The following is an 18462-nucleotide window of genomic DNA, read 5'->3' on the forward strand; positions in this document are numbered from 1 at the left end:
CGCGCGGGGCGTCTCGGGTGGTGGGCGGCCCGCACTCCCCCGCAGTGCGGGCCGCCCGGTCCGTATCGGTCAGCCGCGCTGCCCCGCCCGGTCGACGCCGACCGTGGCGACGACTGAGCTGCCACCGCCGATCTTGTCCCCGCCGACCATGCGCATGCCGACGCCGCGATACGCCTGCGGGTCGAGCAGCCACTGGTCCCGCAAGGTCTGCCCGGTCCCCGGATACGGGTCCCTGGTCCGGTAGTCGAGGGCGATGGCCCGGCGTCCGGAGGCGGTCTCCACGAGGTGATCCGTGACCGTCCCGCCGGGCAGGGTCGCGAGCGCCCGGTAGAGCGAGGCCAGCCCATTGGAGGGCATCACGCCGGCACCCAGAAGGACACTGATCTCGGTGCAGTCGTTCTCCGCCTGTGGCTCACCCTTGGCGTCGGCGATGGCGTTCTTCTCACGGAGGACCTCCAGCGTCCGCTCCCCGTCGGCGGGCAGCGCGGAGTCGCCGAGGCGGCGGGCGGCGTACCGGTGGATGTCCGGCGCGTAGCGGTCGTAGAGCTGGGCGAACAGCTCCGGCTGCTCCAGCGACCGGGCAACGAGGCAACGACCTCCGCGTCGTCGTCCTCCGTCCGTGCCGTGGACGACGGTGGTCCACTCACAAGGCTCCCGGTGGGAATCACCCGAGACCGGTGGGAATCACCCGCGCCAGGACCTCCCGTGCGTAGGACTCGTCGTACGGCACCCCCGTCAGCAGCACCTGCAGGCAGATCCCGTCGGTCAGCGCGACGAGCGCCCGAGCCGTGACCGGGTCCGTGCGGCGGGCGAGGCGTTCGGCGAGCTCGTCGGCCCACTCGGCGACGACGGGGCGCAGGGCGGGTCGGCGCAGGGCGGCGAGGTAGAGCTCGTACTCCAGCTCGACTCCGGTGCGGTCGCCGCCCAGCCACTCGCCGAGGACGCGCGCGAGGTCGGTGGCGAGGTCGCCGCCGGGGCCGTCCAGGGCGCCGTGCGCGGCGACCGCCTTGGCGAAGCCCTCGCTGGCCTGGCGCAGCGCGGCGACCATCAGCTCGTCGAGGCTCTTGAAGTGGTACGTCGTCGAGCCGAGCGGTACGTCGGCCTCGGCGGCGGCGCTGCGGTGGCTGAGTCCCGCGAGGCCCTTCTCCCCCACGACCCGGATGGCCGCGTCGATGATCCGCTGCCGGCGCTCGGGGTCGTGCCGCCGGGGCATCAGTGGGCCCCGCCCAGGTTCAGCACCACGACCCCGAGGATGATCAGCGCGATCCCGGCGGCCTTGGTCACCGTCATGCCCTCACCGAGGAAGAGCATCCCGATGGCGGCGATGGTCGCGGTGCCCACCCCGGCCCAGATCGCGTAGGCGGTGCCGACCGACAACGTCTTCAGGGTCTGGGCGAGCAGCGCGAAGGAGAGGACATAGCCGAGCACGGTCAGCAGCGAGGGCGCGAGCCGGCTGAAACCCTCGGTGTACTTCATGGCCGTGGTCGCACCGACCTCGGCGGCGATGGCTCCGGCGAGCAGCAGGTATCCCATGTGTACAAGCGTACATAACGCGGGGCTGGAAGTGCCCGGAAGGGAATGTGGAATCGGTCCGCTTCAAAGGGCTGCTCACAACCCCCGGTAACCACTAGTGTTCCCCCGAACCACCAGTGTTTCACCATTCACATACCGGGCCACCACAGCCGCGGCCGCCGCACGCGCCGCGCCGCCGGAGGAACAGCGCATGCCCGAAGACAAGTCCCGGCCCCCTCAGGACCGCCCCTGGGAGAACGGCTGGACCCTGGACACCTCCCGGACGCCCGGAACCAGACGGCTCTATCTGGCCGGGGCGCTGGCGGTGGCCACGATAGCCGCCTGTGCGGCTGCGATAGCCGTGACGGGCAACGAACTTGACACATCGTCATCACCCAGGCAGGACGACGGCTCGGGACTGATCAACTTCTCCACACAGCCCGCGACGACCACGCCCCCGCAGGGCGAGAGCGGCCTGTCGTCGGTCTCCCCCAGCCCCAAGGCCCCCCGCCAGCAGGGCTCCGAGCCGACGGCCACGGTCACGGTCACCCCGAAGCCGCCCAAGCCCACTGCGACCAAGAGCAGTTCGTCCAAGCCGAAGCCCTCGGCGACCTACCGCTCCGTCAACTCGGTCAACTACCCCGACCGTTACTGGCACGTGGACGACGGCTATGTGGGCCTGGACCCGGTCCGCGGTTCGGAATCCCGCGAGGACTCCACGTTCAAGCTGGTCAAGGGCCTGGCGAACAGCTCCTGTTACTCCTTCACCACGCACGACGGCAAGTACCTGCGCCACCGCGACTTCGTCCTGCGAGCCGACCGCAACGACGGCTCGTCCCTCTTCAAGCAGGACGCCACGTTCTGCCCCCGCGACTCCTCCTACTACTCCGGCGCGACCATGCTGGAGTCGGTCAACTACCCCGGCTACTTCCTCCGCCACCAGAACTTCGTGGTCCGCCTGGAACGCTTCGAGTACAGCTACGAGTACTTCCAGGACTCGTCGTTCAAGCTGGTGGGCGGGCTGTCCTGAGCATGCGAAAGGGGCCGCGGCACTCGGCCACGGCCCCCTCGGCACTGCGATCGGGCTCCGTCAGACGTTGAACCCGAGCGCCCGAAGCTGCTCACGCCCATCATCCGTGATCTTGTCCGGACCCCACGGCGGCATCCACACCCAGTTGATGCGGAGTTCGCTGACGAGGCCGTCCGTGGCGGACTTGGCCTGGTCCTCGATGACGTCCGTGAGGGGGCAGGCGGCCGAGGTCAGGGTCATGTCGATGGTCGCGATGTTCGCGTCGTCGACGTGGATGCCGTAGATCAGGCCGAGGTTGACGACGTCGATGCCCAGCTCGGGGTCGACGACGTCGTACAGGGCCTCGCGGAGCTCTTCCTCCGAGGCCGGCTTCATCTCAACGGTCTCGCTCATGCCGTCTTCCTTTCGGCTTCGGCGCCCAGCGCCTGGGCCGTCGCGTCCTTCCACGCCATCCAGCTGAGGAGGGCGCACTTGACCCGGGCCGGGTACTTGGAGACGCCGGCGAACGCGACCGCGTCCTCCAGCACCTCCTCCATCGCGTCGTCGGGCTCGATCCTGCCCTTGGACTGCATCAGCTCCAGGAAGGTCTCCTGGATCTTCTGTGCCTCCGCCAGGTCCTTGCCGACCAGCAGATCGTTCAGGACGGAGGCCGAGGCCTGGCTGATGCTGCAGCCCTGGCCCTCGTACGAGACGTCCTCGATCGTCGTGCCGTCGTACCTCACACGCAGGGTGATCTCGTCGCCGCACGTCGGGTTCACGTGGTGCACCTCGGCGTCGCCATCCCTGAGACCACGCCCGTGCGGGTGCTTGTAGTGGTCCAGGATGACTTCCTGGTACATCGAATCAAGCTTCACGACTCAGCCAGCTCCTCAGCCGAAGAAGTTCCGTACGTGCTCCAGCCCCTCGATCAGTGCGTCGATCTCGGCCGGCGTGGAGTACAGATAGAACGACGCTCGCGTGGTCGCAGGAATTCCGTAGCGCAGGCAGACCGGCCGCGCGCAGTGGTGGCCGACCCGGACCGCGATGCCCTGCTCGTCCAGGACCTGGCCCACGTCGTGCGGGTGGATGTCCCCGAGCGTGAAGGAGATCGCGGCGCCCCGGTCCTCGGCCGTGGTGGGGCCGATGATCCTGAGGTCCGGGACCGCCTGCAGACGCTGGACCGCGTACTCGGTCAGCGCGTGCTCGTGGGCGAGGATCTTGTCCATGCCGATCGACGACAGGTAGTCGATCGCCGCGCCCAGACCGACCGCCTGCGCGACCGGCGGGGTGCCCGCCTCGAACTTGTGCGGGGCCGGGGCGTAGGTCGACGAGTGCATCGACACGGTCTCGATCATCTCGCCGCCGCCGAGGAACGGGGGCAGGTCCTCCAGGAGTTCCTGCCGGCCCCACAGCACGCCGATGCCCGTCGGGCCGCACATCTTGTGCCCGGTGAAGGCCACGAAGTCGGCCTGCAGTGCCTGGACGTCGACCGGCATGTGCGGCGCGGCCTGCGAGGCGTCGATGCAGACGAGCGCACCGACTTCCTGCGCCCGGCGCACTATCGCCTCGACCGGGTTGACCGTACCGAGGATGTTGGACACCAGCACGAAGGAGACGATCTTCGTCTTCTCGGTGATGATCTGCTCGATGTTGGAGAGGTCGAGCCGGCCGTCGTCGGTCAGCCCGAACCACTTCAGCTTCGCGCCCGTGCGCTGCGCGAGCAGCTGCCACGGCACGATGTTGGAGTGGTGCTCCATCTCCGTGATGACGATCTCGGTCTCGGAGTCCACGCGGTAGGGCTCGTCGGCCCAGCCCAGCATGTTCGCCACGAGGTTGAGTGACTCGGAGGCGTTCTTGGTGAAGATCACCTCGTCGCGCGAGGGCGCGTTGATGAACTCGGCGACCTTGTCGCGCGCGCCCTCGTACAGCGCCGTGGCCTCCTCGGCGAGCACATGCACACCGCGGTGGACGTTGGCGTTGTAGCGCTCGTAGTACTCGCTCAGGGCGTCCAGCACCTGGCGCGGCTTCTGCGAGGTCGCCGCGTTGTCCAGGTACACGAGCTTCCGGCCGTCGTGGACCATGCGGTCCAGGATCGGGAAGTCCTTGCGGATCGCCTCGGTGTCGAGGAGGCCCGGCAGCTGCGTCACGCGGATACGCCACCCTTCGTGTATGCCTCGTAGCCCTCGTTCTCCAGCTTGTCGGCGAGCTCGGCGCCGCCGGACTCCACGATGCGACCGCCGGAGAAGACGTGGACGAAGTCGGGCTTGATGTAGCGCAGGATGCGCGTGTAGTGCGTGATCAGCAGGGTGCCGACCTCGCCGGTCTCGCGGACGCGGTTGACGCCCTCGGAGACGACCCGGAGCGCGTCGACGTCCAGACCGGAGTCCGTCTCGTCGAGGATCGCGATCTTCGGCTTGAGCAGCTCCAGCTGGAGGATCTCGTGGCGCTTCTTCTCACCGCCCGAGAAGCCCTCGTTGACGTTGCGCTCGGCGAAGGAGGGGTCCATGGAGAGGCGCTCCATGGTCTCCTTGACCTCCTTCACCCAGGTGCGCAGCTTGGGGGCCTCGCCGCGGATGGCGGTGGCGGAGGTACGGAGGAAGTTCGACACGGACACGCCGGGAACCTCGACGGGGTACTGCATCGCCAGGAACAGGCCGGCGCGGGCGCGCTCGTCGACGGACATCTCCAGGACGTCCTCGCCGTCGAGGGTGACGGTGCCGCCGGTGATGGTGTACTTCGGGTGACCCGCGAGGGAGTAGGCGAGGGTCGACTTGCCGGAGCCGTTGGGGCCCATGATGGCGTGCGTCTCGCCCTGCTTCACGGTCAGGTCGACGCCCTTGAGGATCTCCTTCGTGGCGTTGTCGGCCTCGACGGTGACGTGCAGGTCTCGGATTTCAAGCGTTGCCATGGGTGCCTCAGGACTCCTGGGTGAGGGAGACGAGCACATCGTCCCCTTCGATCTTTACGGGGTATACGGGGACGGGGCGCGTCGCGGGAAGGCCGGACGGTTTGCCGGTGCGCAGGTCGAAGCTGGAACCGTGCAGCCAGCACTCGATCTGGCAGTCCTCCACCTCGCCCTCGGAGAGCGAGACGTTCGCGTGCGAGCAGATGTCGTGGATCGCGAACACCTCCCCCTCGGTCTGCACGACCGAGACCGGCGTGCCGTCGAGTTCCACCCGCTTCGGGGTGTCCTCCTCCAGCTCGCTCAGCCCACAGGCGCGTACGTAGGCCATCAGACGGTGGCCTCCAGCTCCTCGTCGATCTTCACGAGAAGGCGCTCCTCGATGTCGTCGACACCGATCTGCTGGACCAGTTCGGCGAAGAAGCCGCGGACCACCAGGCGACGGGCCTCGTCGGCCGGGATGCCGCGGGCCATCAGGTAGAAGAGCTGCTCGTCGTCGAAGCGGCCGGTCGCGGAGGCGTGCCCGGCGCCGACGATCTCGCCGGTCTCGATCTCCAGGTTCGGCACGGAGTCGACCCGGGCGCCGTCCGTGAGGACGAGGTTGCGGTTCATCTCGTACGTGTCCGTGCCCTCGGCCTTGGCCTCGATGAGCACGTCACCGATCCACACCGCGTGGGCGCCCTCGCCCTGGAGCGCGCCCTTGTAGGCGACGTTCGACTTGCAGTGCGGGGTGTTGTGGTCGACGAGGAGGCGGTGCTCCTGGTGCTGGCCGGCGTCCGTGAAGTACAGGCCGAAGAGTTCGGCCTCGCCGCCGGTGCCGGCGTAGGCGACACGCGGGTGCAGCCGGACGAGGTCGCCGCCGAAGGTGACCACGAACGACTTGAAGGTGGCGTCCCGGCCGATCAGCGCGTTGTGCTGGGCCACGTGCACGGCCTTGTCGTCCCAGTCCTGGACGGAGACGACGGTCAGCTTGGCGCCGTCCCCGAGGATGTAGTCGACGTTGGCGGCGAGTACGGCGTCACCTGTGTGGTCGATGACGACGACGGCCTCGGCGAAGGCTCCGAGCTCCACGACCTGGTGGGCGTAGGCGGTCCCGCCCTCGCCGTGCACGGCGATCCGGATCGGCTCGGTGAGGACCGTCTCCTTGGGGACGGTGATCACGCCGGCCTTCTCGAACGCCGAGTACGCCTGGGCGGCGATGCGGTCCACCGGAGTGCCCGCCTTGCCGAGCCGGGCGTCGTCGCGGCCGACGGTCTCGATCACGACCCCCTCGGGGGCCGCGATGTCGACCCTCACGCCGTCGCCGGTGGCGACCGCGGTGCCGTCGTGCAGCCCGCGCAGGCGCTCCAGCGGGGTGAACCGCCACTCCTCCTCACGGCCGTGCGGGACCGGGAAGTCCTGCACGTCGAATGAGGGGGGCGCGCTCATGCGCGTGGCGACGGTCGACTCGGCGGCCACCGCGATCTGGCCGGCGGTGGTGGATCCCACCGGGATGTTCTGAGCCTCAGCCATGGCTGTCGGTCTGCTCTCTTCCTACGTCAGATTTCGCTAACTGCTTCTCGAAAGGCGGTCTTAACCGACCGCGCCTTCCATCTGCAGCTCGATCAGCCGGTTCAGCTCGAGGGCGTACTCCATCGGCAACTCCTTCGCGATGGGCTCGACGAACCCGCGCACGATCATGGCCATCGCCTCGAACTCGCTCAGACCACGGCTCATCAGGTAGAAGAGCTGGTCCTCGGAGACCTTGGAGACGGTCGCCTCGTGGCCCATGGACACGTCGTCCTCGCGGACGTCCACGTAGGGGTACGTGTCGGAGCGGGAGATGGTGTCGACGAGCAGCGCGTCGCACAGCACGTTCGACTTGGAGCCGTGGGCGCCCTCGCCGATCTCCACGAGACCGCGGTAGGAGGTACGGCCGCCACCGCGCGCCACCGACTTGGAGACGATGTTGGAGGAGGTGTTCGGCGCCATGTGGACCATCTTGGAGCCGGCGTCCTGGTGCTGGCCCTCGCCCGCGAAGGCGATGGAGAGGGTCTCGCCCTTGGCGTGCTCGCCCATCAGGTAGACGGCCGGGTACTTCATGGTGACCTTGGAGCCGATGTTGCCGTCGATCCACTCCATGGTCGCGCCCTCGTACGCCACGGCGCGCTTGGTGACCAGGTTGTAGACGTTGTTCGACCAGTTCTGGATGGTCGTGTAGCGGCAGCGGGCGCCCTTCTTCACGATGATCTCGACGACCGCGGAGTGCAGGGAGTCCGACTTGTAGATCGGGGCCGTACAACCCTCGACGTAGTGGACGTAGGCGTCCTCGTCGACGATGATCAGCGTCCGCTCGAACTGGCCCATGTTCTCGGTGTTGATCCGGAAGTAGGCCTGGAGCGGGATCTCCACGTGCACGCCCTTCGGCACGTAGATGAAGGAGCCGCCGGACCACACCGCGGTGTTCAGCGACGCGAACTTGTTGTCGCCGACCGGGATGACGGTGCCGAAGTACTCCTTGAAGAGCTCCGGGTGCTCCTTGAGAGCGGTGTCGGTGTCGAGGAAGATGACGCCCTGCTCCTCCAGGTCCTCGCGGATCTGGTGGTAGACGACCTCGGACTCGTACTGGGCCGCGACACCGGCGACGAGGCGCTGCTTCTCCGCCTCGGGGATGCCGAGCTTGTCGTACGTGTTCTTGATGTCCTCGGGCAGGTCCTCCCAGGACTCCGCCTGCTTCTCCGTGGAACGCACGAAGTACTTGATGTTGTCGAAGTCGATGCCGGAGAGGTCCGAGCCCCAGTTCGGCATGGGCTTCTTGTCGAAGAGGCGCAGGCCCTTGAGGCGGAGTTTGGTCATCCACTCCGGCTCGTTCTTCTTCGCGGAGATGTCGCGGACGACGTCCTCGTTGATACCGCGCCGCGCGGAAGCGCCGGCCGTGTCGGAGTCGGCCCAGCCGTATTCGTACTTGCCCAGGCCCTCGAGCTCGGGGTGGGCAGTCTCCGTGGGGAGAGTCATGCGGGGTTCCTCCCGGCCGTGCTTGCAGATGCGTTATGAGACATGTGGGAAATCTTGGGGATGAACGTCGTGCAGACGCCGTCGCCGTGCGCGATGGTCGCCAGTCGCTGGACGTGCGTGCCGAGCAGCTGGGAGAAGATCTCCGTCTCGGCGTCGCACAGCTGCGGGAACTTCTCCGCGACATGGGCCACCGGGCAGTGGTGCTGGCAGAGCTGCTCGCCGACCGGTGCGCTCCGCGCCGTAGCAGCGTACCCGTCCGCGCTCAGGGCCTTGGCCAGGGCTTCGGTGCGCTCCTCGGGGGCGGCGGACTCGACGGCCTTGCGGTACACGGCGGCCTGCTCGGCGATCCTCGCGCGCGCGAAGGCGACGACGGCCTCGTCCCCGCCGAAGCGCTCACGGATGAAGTTCAGCGCGTCCGCGGCGAGCTTGTCGTAGGACTGGTCGAAGGCGTCCCGGCCGCAGTCGGTGAGCGCGAAGACCTTGGCGGGACGGCCGCGCGTCCGCGCGCCGTACACCCGCTGTTCCCGCGCCTCCACGACGTCGTCGGCCACCAGCGCGTCCAGATGCCGTCGTACGGCCGCGGGGGTGAGCCCCAGCCGCCCGGCCAGCTCGGTGACGGTCGACGGGCCGTGGTCCAGGATGGATCGCGCGACGCGGTTGCGGGTGGACCGCTCACCGGTCGCGAGCTCCTCCTGAGGGGCCCCCGTGGGGGTCTCCCGAGCCTCGCCGACGTTTTTCACAACGCCATTGTTGCGTAATTCCTCTGGACCGGGCAAGCCGCGCCCGGCCCGTCGGACGGTGCCCTGCATCACTTAGGTCGACCTAACCTGACCTGCGGAAACGATCTTTGATCGATCAATCCGGTGGTATTTCGAGGCCCTGTCAGGGACACTCCCGAACCATGCCGAAACCACCCCCCACCGGCCCACTTGTCACTCGCGACACCCTCCGCACCGGCGAGACCCTCCTCGTGCACTCCTCCCTCAGCTCACTCGGCTGGGTCTGCGGAGGCCCCGTCACGGTGGTCGAATCGCTCCTCGACGCCCTCGGCCCGGACGGCACCCTCGTGGTCCCCACCCAGACCGGCGACCTCTCGGACCCGGCGGTGTGGAGCAACCCGCCGGTGCCGCAGGACTGGTGGCCGACGATCCGCGCCACCATGCCCGCCTACGACCCCCTCGTCACGCCCTCCCTCGGCGTCGGCGTGATCCCGGAGACCGTCCGCACCTGGCCCGGCGCCCTGCGCAGCGCGCACCCGCAGACGTCCTTCGCGGCGATAGGCCCACGCGCGCGTGACGTCCTGGACGGACACGCGCCCGACTGCCGGCTCGGGGAGCACAGTCCGCTGGCCCGCCTGGAGGCCTTCCACGCGCGCGTGCTGCTCCTCGGCGCCGGCTACGACACCTGCACGAGCTTCCATCTCGCCGAGTACCGCGTCCCGACCCCGCTGGTGAAGGTCGGCCGCCCGGGACCGGACGGCTGGGAGGTCGTCACGGAGGTCTCGATCACCTCCGACCGCTTCGACGAACTGGGTTACGACTTCGAGCGGGACACCGGCGTCGTCGTACGGGGAAAGGCGGGCGCGGCAGACGCACGGCTGTTCCCGGTGGCGGACGCGGTGCGGTACGCGGAGCGCTGGCTGACGCTGCACCGCTCACACGAGGACGTGCCCGGAAATGCGCTGGGTGGAGATCCTGCACCCGCCCGTCGGCGGCAGGGACGGCGAACCTAGACTCGGGCCCATGCGAAGTGAGCCCGTGGTCCAGGTCCACGCCCTGGTGAAGCGCTACGGCACGAAGGCCGCCGTGGACGGCCTGGACCTGGTGGCCCGGGCCGGCGTGACCGCCGTACTCGGGCCCAACGGCGCGGGCAAGACGACGACCGTCGAGACCTGTGAGGGCTACCGGAAGCCGGACTCCGGCACGGTCCGCGTCCTCGGCCTCGACCCGGTGCGGCAGGCCCGTGAGCTGCACCCGAGGATCGGCGTGATGCTCCAGTCCGGAGGCGTGTACTCGGGCGCCCGGGCCGACGAGATGCTCCGGCACGTGGCCCGCCTGCACGCGCACCCCCTGGACGTGGACGCGCTGATCGAACGCCTGGGCCTGGGCAGCTGCGGCAGGACGACGTACCGCCGGCTCTCCGGCGGCCAGCAGCAACGCCTGGCGCTCGCGATGGCCGTGGTCGGCCGCCCGGAACTGGTGTTCCTGGACGAGCCGACCGCCGGCCTGGACCCCCAGGCCCGCCACGCCACGTGGGACCTGGTCCGAGACCTCCGGACGGACGGCGTCTCGGTCATCCTCACCACGCACTACATGGACGAGGCCGAGCAGCTCGCCGACGACGTGGCGATCATCGACGGCGGCCGGGTCATCGCCCAGGGCACGCCGGAGGAGTTGTGCCGGGGCGGCGCCGAGAACACCCTGCGCTTCACGGGCCGCCCGGGCCTGGACGTGGGATCGCTGCTGAAGGCCCTCCCGGCCGACTGCACGGCGGCGGAGCTGACCCCCGGCTCCTACCGGGTCGGCGGCAAGGTCGACCCCCAGCTCCTGGCGACGGTGACGTCCTGGTGCGCCCAGCACGGGGTGATGCCGGAGAAGATCTCGGTGGAACGGCACACATTGGAAGACGTCTTCCTGGAACTGACGGGCAAGGAGCTGCGCGCGTGACTGTCGGTACCTACGCCCCGAAGCCGGGAGCGGCCCCTCTGGGACGCATGATCACCACCCAGGCGGCGCTGGAGACGAAGATGCTCCTGCGCAACGGCGAGCAGCTGCTGCTGACGGTGGTGATCCCGACCCTGCTCCTCGTCCTCTTCAGCGCGGTGGACATCGTCGACACGGGGGCCGGCAAGTCGGTGGACTTCCTGACCCCCGGCATCCTGGCCCTGGCGGTCATGTCGACGGCCTTCACCGGCCAGGCGATCGCCACCGGCTTCGAACGCCGCTACGGAGTCCTGAAACGCCTCGCCAGCTCCCCCCTGCCCCGCTGGGCCCTGATGACGGCGAAGACGGCGTCGGTGCTGGTCACGGAGATCCTGCAGGTCCTGCTGCTGACGGCGATCGCCCTCGCCCTCGGCTGGTCCCCGCACGGAAACCCCCTGTCCGTCCTGCTGCTGCTCATCCTGGGCACGGCGGCTTTCTCCGGCCTCGGCCTGCTGATGGCGGGCACCCTGAAGGCGGAAGCCACCCTGGCCGCCGCGAACCTGGTCTTCCTGCTGCTGCTGGTGGGCGGCGGGGTGATCGTCCCCCTGTCCAAGTTCCCGCAGGGTGCGCAGGACGTACTGGGCCTGCTGCCGATCTCGGCGTTGTCGGACGGGCTGCGGGATGTGTTGCAGCACGGCGGTGGGGTGCCTTGGGGGGATCTGGGGATTCTGGCGGTGTGGGGGGTTGTGGGGCTGGCGGCGGCTGGGCGGTTCTTCCGCTGGGAGTGACGTCGGGGCGGAGCTGGAAGAGTCGCTCCGTGTTCGCGCGTCGCGACACCGGCGTTCGCCGCATCGCCCCGGGACGGGCAGCTGCGCGGTCTGCGGGCCGAGGGCTTCTACCGTACGGACGACGTGCGCACCGCGAACTCGCCCTGGGCAACCGACCTCGCGGACATCGCCGCCGTGAAGAGCAACCGCTCGGAACCCGCGCTGCGCTGCACCACCGCGACCGACGCCACCGGCCTCGACTGGCGACGCACAGGCGCAGGGTCGAGGCGCGTGTCGCAGGAGACGGCCCGGCGCCCGAGGTCACGGACGGCCCGGAGGACGGCACGCTGGCCTGGCCCCGAATGTCCCTGCGCCCCGGTAAGACCCGGCCGAGGGCAACGGACTGGGAGCCTAACGCGTACTGCGCGACGCGGCGAGATCTTCCGGACCTCGCTCGGAGACGACCACCAGCGAATCCGCCCCGCTCCGAGCCGAGGCGGAACGCATCCGGCGGTCATTGTGACCAGGACCTCCGCACAGGCCCGCCCGAAAAGGTCGGCCCAAGTGAATTCGTGCACAAGCGCCCCTCTACGATGGACCCCGTGCCAAAGCTGACCCCCGCCGACGCCCGAGCCGCCGTGCGCAACCCGCTCTCCTTCATCGCCGCCCGGTGGACCCCCACCTCCCGCACGGTCCGGCGTGCCGCGCTCGCCGCGCTCGTGATGGCGGTCGTCATCGTGGTCACCGGTGGGGCCGTGCGGCTGACCGGGTCGGGGCTCGGGTGTCCGACCTGGCCGAAGTGCACCGACGACTCGCTGACCGCGACCAGCGCGATGGGCTTCCACGGTGCCATCGAGTTCGGCAACCGGATGCTGACGTACGTCCTGTGTGCCGCCGTCGGCTGGGCGATCATCGCCGCGCGCTCGGAGAAGCCGTACCGACGCAGCCTGACCCGGCTGGGCTGGGCGCAGTTCTGGATCGTGATGAGCAACGCGATCCTCGGCGGCATCGTCGTGCTCGTCGGGCTCAACCCGTACACCGTCGCCGCCCACTTCGTCGCGACCACCGCCCTGATCACCGTCGCCACCGTGATGTGGCAACGCACCCGGGAGGGCGACACACCGCCCCGCCCGCTGGTCGGCAAGCCGGTCCAGCAGCTGGTGTGGTTCATGGTCGCGGCCGCCGCCCTGCTGATCCTCGTCGGCACCGTGGTGACCGGCGCCGGACCGCACGCCGGTGACTCCAGCGAGGTCGAGCGGATGCCGCTGGACTGGGAGACCGTCAGCAAGGTGCACGCGGTCCTGGCCTGGATCGTGGTGTCGCTGACCTTCGCCCTGTGGTTCATCCTCAAGGCGGTCGACGCCCCCAGGGGCCCCCTGCACCGCACCCGCGACCTCTTCCTGGTCCTCCTCTCCCAGGGCGTCATCGGCTACGTCCAGTACTTCACCGACCTCCCCGAGTTCCTGGTCGGTCTGCACATGCTGGGCTCGGCCCTGGTGTGGATCGGCGTGTTGCGCGTGCTGCTGGCCCTGCGGGAGCGGGCCGAGGGGGAGCTGCCCGAGGTGCCGGCGCAGTCGTACGCCGAGACGAGTCCGTCGATCGCCGGGCCCAAGTAGCTTCGGGTCAGCGCGACACGCTCACCTCAACCCGTACACCCTCCGCGCGTTCCCCGCCGCGATCAGCCCCGCCACCCGCTGCGCGTCCGCCAGCGACCAGGCTCCCTCCACCACCCAGCCGCCCAGCACCCGCGCCAGCGCCTCCCTGAACAGGCGGGCACCCACCACATGCAGTTCGGGCAGGCTGTGGGCGCCGCTGGAGAAGACGATCTTGCCGAAGGGTGCCAGTTCCAGGATCTCCGCGAGGACCGTCGCCGCGCGGGCGCCGGTACGGACGAGGGCGGCTCCGGAGTCGGCGTAGACGTGCGGGAAGACCCCCGCGAGGTGGGCCGCGTGCCGGTGGTACGGGTAGCTGTGCAGCAGGACGAGGTCGGTGCCGAGGCCGGCGGTGGCCCGGACGAAGTCGGTGAGCAGGACGGGGTCGGTGCGGTCGATCCGCAGGCCCGGTTCACCGAGCCCGGCGTGCAGTTGGAGGGGCAGCCCGGTGGCGACCGCGATCCACAGCAGGTGTCGTAGGAGAACGGGATCGGAGAGCTCGCCGCCCACCCGGCGGCCCGCCAGCCATCGGCCCGCGGCGCCCCGCACCTCTCCCGGCCCCGGCGGCTCGGGCGCCAGCGCGAGACCGTGCCGTACGCCTGCCACCGAGGTGAAGGCGACCGCGTTCGCGGCGGCTGCGTGCACCGACTCGGCGAGGTTGGCGAGGAAGGACTCGACGGTGCCGGAGGTGTCGGCGACCTGTTCGGCCAGGAGTTCCAGGCGCACGATCTCGCGGGTCTCGGCGGCCGCGGCGGAGGCCAGTTCGGAGGGTCCGGTGAGGTCGCCCGGCAGTCCGGTGTCGACCAGATAGGTCGTGATGCCGCTGCCGCGCAGCAGCCTGCGGCCCGCTTCCAGTACGCCCAGTTCACGGCGCCGGGCCAGATAGCGGGCGGGCGGACAGTGCGGTTCCAGGCCGAGTAAGGGCGGGCACCAGCGTCGTACGGCGAAACCCGTCTGGGTGTCGAACAGCGTGGTCCCCGGCGCGGGCGGGCCCCCGGTGCGGGCCAGCTGGGCCTCGAAGGTGCCGAGACCCAGCTCCGTCCTCAGTACGCCGTGGCAGTACTGGTCCACGAGGGACGGCGTTTCGATCATCCGGGCTCCCGTGGACGGACCGTGTGCTCTTGCTACACGTCCTAACGGGTGAACCGCTCACGAAGTGTTGGCCTCACACACCCCGTGCGAGACGCCGACCTGTCTCAGCCGTTGCTCGGTCCGCCCACCTGGATGCCCGCCATCCGGCTCCACTCGTACGGCCCGGTCTTCACCTTGGCCGCGAACTCGCCGTCGAAGTCCTCGTGGACCGTGATGCCGGCCTTCTCGACGGCCTTCTCCGCGATCTCGTACGAGGGGGCCACCAGGTCGCCCCAGCCGCCGTCCTCGCCGACAAGGACGATCCGGGTGCCGCGCTCGCCGATGTGGGCCAGCTGGCCCTCGGCACCGCCGTGCTCCTTGGAGAAGGCGCTGATCTGCTTGGCGAGCCGGGCGACCCTGCGCTCGGCCTTCGCGTCAACCTGCTGCGTGTCTGCCATGACCAGGATGCTACCGACCAGTAGATGAGACGGCGACGTGACCCTCGCCTCAGGGACGCCTACCGCAGGAAGGGGTCCACCGCGACCGCGAGGAAGAGGATCGAGACATAGGTGATCGACCAGTGGAACAGCCGCATCTCCTTGAGCTTCGCGCCCGTTACCTCGGCCTTGGCGCGGTTCTGGAGGCCGTGCGCCTCCCACAGCCAGAAGCCGCCCGCGAGCAGCGCGACCGCCGTGTAGAACCAGCCGGTGTAGCCGAGCGGGGTCAGCAGCAGCGAGACCGCGACCATCACCCAGCTGTAGATGACGATCTGCTTGGCGACCACCTTGTTGGAGGCGACCACCGGCAGCATCGGCACGCCCACGCGCGCGTAGTCCTCGCGGACCTTCATGGACAGCGGCCAGTAGTGCGGGGGGGTCCAGAAGAACATGACGAGGAAGAGGATGATCGGCGCCCACGACATGGAGTTCGTGACCGACGACCAGCCGATCAGCACCGGGAGGCAGCCGGCGATGCCGCCCCACACGATGTTCTGCGAGGTACGGCGCTTGAGGATCATCGTGTAGACGACGACGTAGAAGAGCAGCGCTCCGAGCGACAGCCAGGCGGACAGCCAGTTGACGGCGAGACCGAACAGCAGCGTCGAGACGACGGCCAGCGTGATGCCGAAGGCCAGGCATTCACGCGGGGAGACCATGCCGGTCACCAGTGGACGCTGCGAGGTGCGGTCCATGAGCGCGTCGATGTCGCGGTCGATGTACATGTTCAGCGCGTTGGCGCCGCCCGCCGAGAGGTAGCCGCCGACGCAGGTGAGCAGCACCAGCTTCAGGTCCGGCACCCCTTGCTGCGCCAGGAACATCACCGGCACGGTGGTGATGAGCAGCAGCTCGATGATCCGCGGCTTGGTCAGCGCCACGAACGCCTTGGCCCGGGCCCCGAACGGCCGCTGACTCGAGCTCTTGCTCTCCCCCAGCACACCGGCTGGACGGGATTCGACGGCCGTCACGCACACCCCTACAGAGACATCCCAGCAAGCCTCAGCCGTGTGAAGTCCCGGTAAAGGCCCGCGCGTACCACGCCACTGTAGACGTTGCCCATACCCCGACATTCGCGGGGGTCGGGGTCGTGTCCGGGGACGCCCCCGGAAGAGCTCAGCGTCACTCGGTTGAGCACTCGTACGAGCGGCTGCGTATTCACTTGCCGAATGCGGTACGGCCCAGTCGGGAGGCGGATCTCCGCGGGGCCCGGCAGTCTGGAATGACTCGAAAAAACGCACGTACTTGCGGGGGTAGGCTCGACAACGGCCGGGCGTCCCGTGCACCGGCATTCGACATGCTTGACATGTGGAGAGGAGCCCTGACCCAGGGTGAGCACCAAGCCGACCACCACAGACCTCGAGTGGACCGAGTTGGACCAGCGGGCCGTGGACACCGCCCGTGTCCTGGCCGCCGACGCCGTACAGAAGGTCGGCAACGGCCATCCCGGTACGGCGATGAGCCTGGCCCCGGCCGCCTACACCCTCTTCCAGAAGGTGATGCGGCATGACCCGGCCGACCCGGAGTGGGTCGGGCGCGACCGTTTCGTGCTGTCCGCCGGCCATTCGTCCCTGACCCTCTACACCCAGCTGTACCTGGCCGGTTTCGGCCTGGAGCTGGACGACCTGAAGGCGTTCCGGACGTGGGGCTCGAAGACCCCCGGTCACCCGGAGTACGGCCACACCAAGGGCGTGGAGACCACCACCGGCCCGCTGGGCCAGGGTGTGGCCAACGCGGTGGGCATGGCGATGGCCGCCCGCTACGAGCGCGGTCTGTTCGACCCGGAGGCCGCCGAGGGCGAGTCCCCGTTCGACCACTTCGTCTTCGCGATCGCCGGTGACGGCTGCCTCCAGGAGGGCATCTCCGCCGAGGCGTCCTCGCTGGCCGGCCACCAGAAGCTCGGCAACCTGATCCTGCTGTGGGACGACAACCACATCTCGATCGAGGGCGACACCGAGACGGCCGTCTCCGAGGACACCGTGGGGCGCTACGAGGCGTACGGCTGGCACGTGCAGCGTGTCGAGCCGCAGGCCAACGGCGACCTGGACCCGTCCGCGATCTTCGAGGCGATCCAGAAGGCCAAGGCGGTCACCGACAAGCCGTCCTTCATCGCGATGCGCTCGATCATCGCCTGGCCCGCCCCGAACGCCCAGAACACCGAGGCCGCGCACGGCTCGGCGCTCGGCGACGACGAGGTCGCGGCCACCAAGCGGGTCCTTGGCTTCGACCCCTCGCTGAGCTTCGAGGTCGCGGACGAGGTCATCGACCACACCCGCCAGGCCCTGGAGCGCGGCCGTCAGGCCAAGGCCGAGTGGGAGAAGTCCTTCCAGGAGTGGCGCAACAACAACGCCGAGCGCGCCGCCCAGTTCGACCGGATCGCCGCGGGTGAGCTGCCCAAGGACTGGGAGTCCGCGATCCCGGTCTTCGAGCCCGGCAAGGGAGTTGCCACCCGTGCCGCCTCCGGCAAGGTGCTCCAGGCCCTGGGTGCGGTGATCCCCGAGCTGTGGGGCGGCTCCGCCGACCTCGCCGGCTCGAACAACACCACGATCGACAAGAACTCCTCGTTCCTGCCGGCCGACAACCCGCTGCCGGAGGCCGACCCGTACGGGCGCACGATCCACTTCGGTATCCGCGAGCACTCCATGGCCGCGGAGATGAACGGCATCGCGCTGCACGGCAACACCCGTATCTACGGCGGTACGTTCCTCGTCTTCTCCGACTACATGCGCAACGCCGTCCGGCTCTCGGCGTTGATGCACCTGCCGGTGACGTACGTGTGGACGCACGACTCCATCGGTCTCGGCGAGGACGGTCCGACCCACCAGCCGGTCGAGCACATCGCCTCGCTGCGCGCGATCCCGGGCCTGAACGTGGTGCGCCCCGCGGACGCCAACGAGACCGCGATCGCCTGGCGCGAGATCCTGGGCCGGTACACCAAGGTCTTCGGCAAGGGCGCCCCGCACGGCCTCGCACTGACCCGTCAGGGCGTGCCGACGTACGAGCCCAACGAGGACGCCGTCAAGGGCGGTTACGTCCTCTTCGAGGCCTCCACCGGGACGCCCGAGGCGATCCTGATCGCCACCGGTTCCGAGGTGCACATCGCCGTCGAGGCGCGCGAGCAGCTGGAGGCTTCCGGTGTGCCGACGCGTGTCGTCTCGATGCCGTGCGTGGAGTGGTTCGAGGAGCAGGACCAGGGGTACCGGGACAGCGTCCTGCCGCCGGCCGTGAAGGCCCGCGTCGCGGTCGAGGCGGGTATCGGTCTCACCTGGCACAAGTACGTCGGGGACGCCGGTCGCATCGTTTCCCTGGAGCACTTCGGTGCTTCCGCGGACGGCAAGGTCCTCTTCCAGGAGTTCGGCTTCACTGCCGAGAACGTGGCCGCCCAGGCACGGGAATCGATCGCCGCAGCCCAGCGCTGA

21 protein-coding genes and 1 pseudogene are annotated in these 18462 nt (G+C 69.3%); 6 read left to right on the forward strand and 16 right to left on the reverse strand.

Features of this window, described 5'->3' with window-relative positions:
• Window positions 1-69 precede the first annotated feature (69 nt).
• The 4 genes and pseudogenes from AB0D34_RS27320 to AB0D34_RS27335 form a co-directional block, all read right to left on the reverse strand.
• Window positions 70-357 carry a hypothetical protein gene (locus AB0D34_RS27320; protein ID WP_362665896.1) on the reverse strand — a complete coding sequence of 96 codons (288 nt, stop codon included), beginning with the start codon at window positions 355-357 and terminating at the stop codon, window positions 70-72.
• Between the two features lie 126 nt (window positions 358-483).
• Window positions 484-647: pseudogene (locus AB0D34_RS27325) on the reverse strand (RNA polymerase subunit sigma-70); the annotation flags it as partial.
• A 17-nt stretch (window positions 648-664) separates the two neighbouring features.
• A complete protein-coding gene (locus tag AB0D34_RS27330; RefSeq protein ID WP_362665770.1) occupies window positions 665-1213 on the reverse strand; it encodes a TetR family transcriptional regulator in 549 nt (182 codons plus the stop codon).
• Window positions 1213-1533 carry a multidrug efflux SMR transporter gene (locus tag AB0D34_RS27335; RefSeq protein ID WP_362665772.1) on the reverse strand — a complete coding sequence of 107 codons (321 nt, stop codon included), beginning with the start codon at window positions 1531-1533 and terminating at the stop codon, window positions 1213-1215. The genes AB0D34_RS27330 and AB0D34_RS27335 overlap by 1 nt, the downstream gene beginning before the upstream one ends.
• A gap of 190 nt (window positions 1534-1723) precedes the next feature.
• Between AB0D34_RS27335 and AB0D34_RS27340 the strand changes: the two genes are divergently transcribed.
• The gene (locus AB0D34_RS27340) at window positions 1724-2542 is read left to right on the forward strand and encodes an AbfB domain-containing protein (RefSeq protein ID WP_362665774.1); all 819 of its coding nucleotides are present in this window, start codon (window positions 1724-1726) and stop codon (window positions 2540-2542) included.
• Between the two features lie 60 nt (window positions 2543-2602).
• Here AB0D34_RS27340 and AB0D34_RS27345 read toward each other — a convergent pair whose 3' ends face one another.
• From AB0D34_RS27345 to AB0D34_RS27380, 8 genes are read right to left on the reverse strand one after another with little or no spacing between them, the layout of a single operon-like run.
• Entirely contained in the window at window positions 2603-2935 is a 333-nt protein-coding gene (locus AB0D34_RS27345) for a metal-sulfur cluster assembly factor (protein ID WP_362665776.1), read from the reverse strand.
• Window positions 2932-3396, reverse strand: a complete 465-nt coding sequence (gene sufU / locus AB0D34_RS27350) for a Fe-S cluster assembly sulfur transfer protein SufU (protein ID WP_362665778.1) — start codon at window positions 3394-3396, stop codon at window positions 2932-2934. Before sufU ends, AB0D34_RS27345 begins: the two co-directional genes overlap by 4 nt.
• Before the next feature lie 15 nt (window positions 3397-3411).
• On the reverse strand, window positions 3412-4668 hold the full coding sequence (locus AB0D34_RS27355; protein ID WP_362665780.1) for a cysteine desulfurase: 1257 nt from the start codon (window positions 4666-4668) through the stop codon (window positions 3412-3414).
• On the reverse strand, window positions 4665-5429 hold the full coding sequence (sufC, locus tag AB0D34_RS27360) for a Fe-S cluster assembly ATPase SufC (RefSeq protein ID WP_020121464.1): 765 nt from the start codon (window positions 5427-5429) through the stop codon (window positions 4665-4667). Before sufC ends, AB0D34_RS27355 begins: the two co-directional genes overlap by 4 nt.
• 7 nt (window positions 5430-5436) lie before the next feature.
• Complete coding sequence (locus AB0D34_RS27365; protein ID WP_123988415.1) at window positions 5437-5754, reverse strand: non-heme iron oxygenase ferredoxin subunit; 318 nt, start codon at window positions 5752-5754, stop codon at window positions 5437-5439.
• A complete protein-coding gene (gene sufD, locus AB0D34_RS27370; protein ID WP_362665783.1) occupies window positions 5754-6935 on the reverse strand; it encodes a Fe-S cluster assembly protein SufD in 1182 nt (393 codons plus the stop codon). Before sufD ends, AB0D34_RS27365 begins: the two co-directional genes overlap by 1 nt.
• Before the next feature lie 60 nt (window positions 6936-6995).
• Complete coding sequence (sufB, locus tag AB0D34_RS27375) at window positions 6996-8417, reverse strand: Fe-S cluster assembly protein SufB (protein ID WP_125190079.1); 1422 nt, start codon at window positions 8415-8417, stop codon at window positions 6996-6998.
• The gene (locus AB0D34_RS27380; protein ID WP_362665785.1) at window positions 8414-9157 is read right to left on the reverse strand and encodes a metalloregulator ArsR/SmtB family transcription factor; all 744 of its coding nucleotides are present in this window, start codon (window positions 9155-9157) and stop codon (window positions 8414-8416) included. The genes sufB and AB0D34_RS27380 overlap by 4 nt, the downstream gene beginning before the upstream one ends.
• Window positions 9158-9318: 161 nt before the next feature.
• On the opposite strand from AB0D34_RS27380, the gene AB0D34_RS27385 reads away from it, so the two are divergent.
• Genes AB0D34_RS27385 through AB0D34_RS27395 form a run of 3 tightly spaced genes read left to right on the forward strand, consistent with a single transcriptional unit; the run spans window position 9319 to window position 11847 of the window.
• Window positions 9319-10149, forward strand: a complete 831-nt coding sequence (locus AB0D34_RS27385; RefSeq protein ID WP_362665787.1) for an AAC(3) family N-acetyltransferase — start codon at window positions 9319-9321, stop codon at window positions 10147-10149.
• Between the two features lie 10 nt (window positions 10150-10159).
• Window positions 10160-11083 carry an ABC transporter ATP-binding protein gene (locus AB0D34_RS27390; protein ID WP_362665789.1) on the forward strand — a complete coding sequence of 308 codons (924 nt, stop codon included), beginning with the start codon at window positions 10160-10162 and terminating at the stop codon, window positions 11081-11083.
• Window positions 11084-11130: 47 nt separating this feature from the next.
• Window positions 11131-11847, forward strand: a complete 717-nt coding sequence (locus tag AB0D34_RS27395) for an ABC transporter permease (protein ID WP_362665892.1) — start codon at window positions 11131-11133, stop codon at window positions 11845-11847.
• A gap of 107 nt (window positions 11848-11954) precedes the next feature.
• On the opposite strand, the gene AB0D34_RS27400 is transcribed toward AB0D34_RS27395, so the two are convergent.
• Entirely contained in the window at window positions 11955-12098 is a 144-nt protein-coding gene (locus tag AB0D34_RS27400) for a hypothetical protein (protein ID WP_362665791.1), read from the reverse strand.
• Between the two features lie 321 nt (window positions 12099-12419).
• On the opposite strand from AB0D34_RS27400, the gene AB0D34_RS27405 reads away from it, so the two are divergent.
• Complete coding sequence (locus AB0D34_RS27405) at window positions 12420-13442, forward strand: COX15/CtaA family protein (RefSeq protein ID WP_362665793.1); 1023 nt, start codon at window positions 12420-12422, stop codon at window positions 13440-13442.
• Between the two features lie 21 nt (window positions 13443-13463).
• On the opposite strand, the gene AB0D34_RS27410 is transcribed toward AB0D34_RS27405, so the two are convergent.
• From AB0D34_RS27410 to AB0D34_RS27420, 3 genes are all read right to left on the reverse strand, one after another.
• The gene (locus AB0D34_RS27410) at window positions 13464-14570 is read right to left on the reverse strand and encodes an amidohydrolase family protein (protein WP_362665795.1); all 1107 of its coding nucleotides are present in this window, start codon (window positions 14568-14570) and stop codon (window positions 13464-13466) included.
• A gap of 104 nt (window positions 14571-14674) precedes the next feature.
• On the reverse strand, window positions 14675-15007 hold the full coding sequence (locus AB0D34_RS27415; protein WP_362665797.1) for a hypothetical protein: 333 nt from the start codon (window positions 15005-15007) through the stop codon (window positions 14675-14677).
• 59 nt (window positions 15008-15066) lie between these two features.
• The gene (locus AB0D34_RS27420; protein WP_362665799.1) at window positions 15067-16020 is read right to left on the reverse strand and encodes a heme o synthase; all 954 of its coding nucleotides are present in this window, start codon (window positions 16018-16020) and stop codon (window positions 15067-15069) included.
• 354 nt (window positions 16021-16374) lie between these two features.
• Between AB0D34_RS27420 and tkt the strand changes: the two genes are divergently transcribed.
• Window positions 16375-18462 (forward strand): transketolase, encoded by a 2088-nt coding sequence (gene tkt, locus AB0D34_RS27425; RefSeq protein ID WP_362665801.1) that lies wholly within the window; start codon window positions 16375-16377, stop codon window positions 18460-18462.

This window comes from Streptomyces sp. NPDC048420, from assembly GCF_040651535.1.
Lineage (GTDB): Bacteria > Actinomycetota > Actinomycetes > Streptomycetales > Streptomycetaceae > Streptomyces.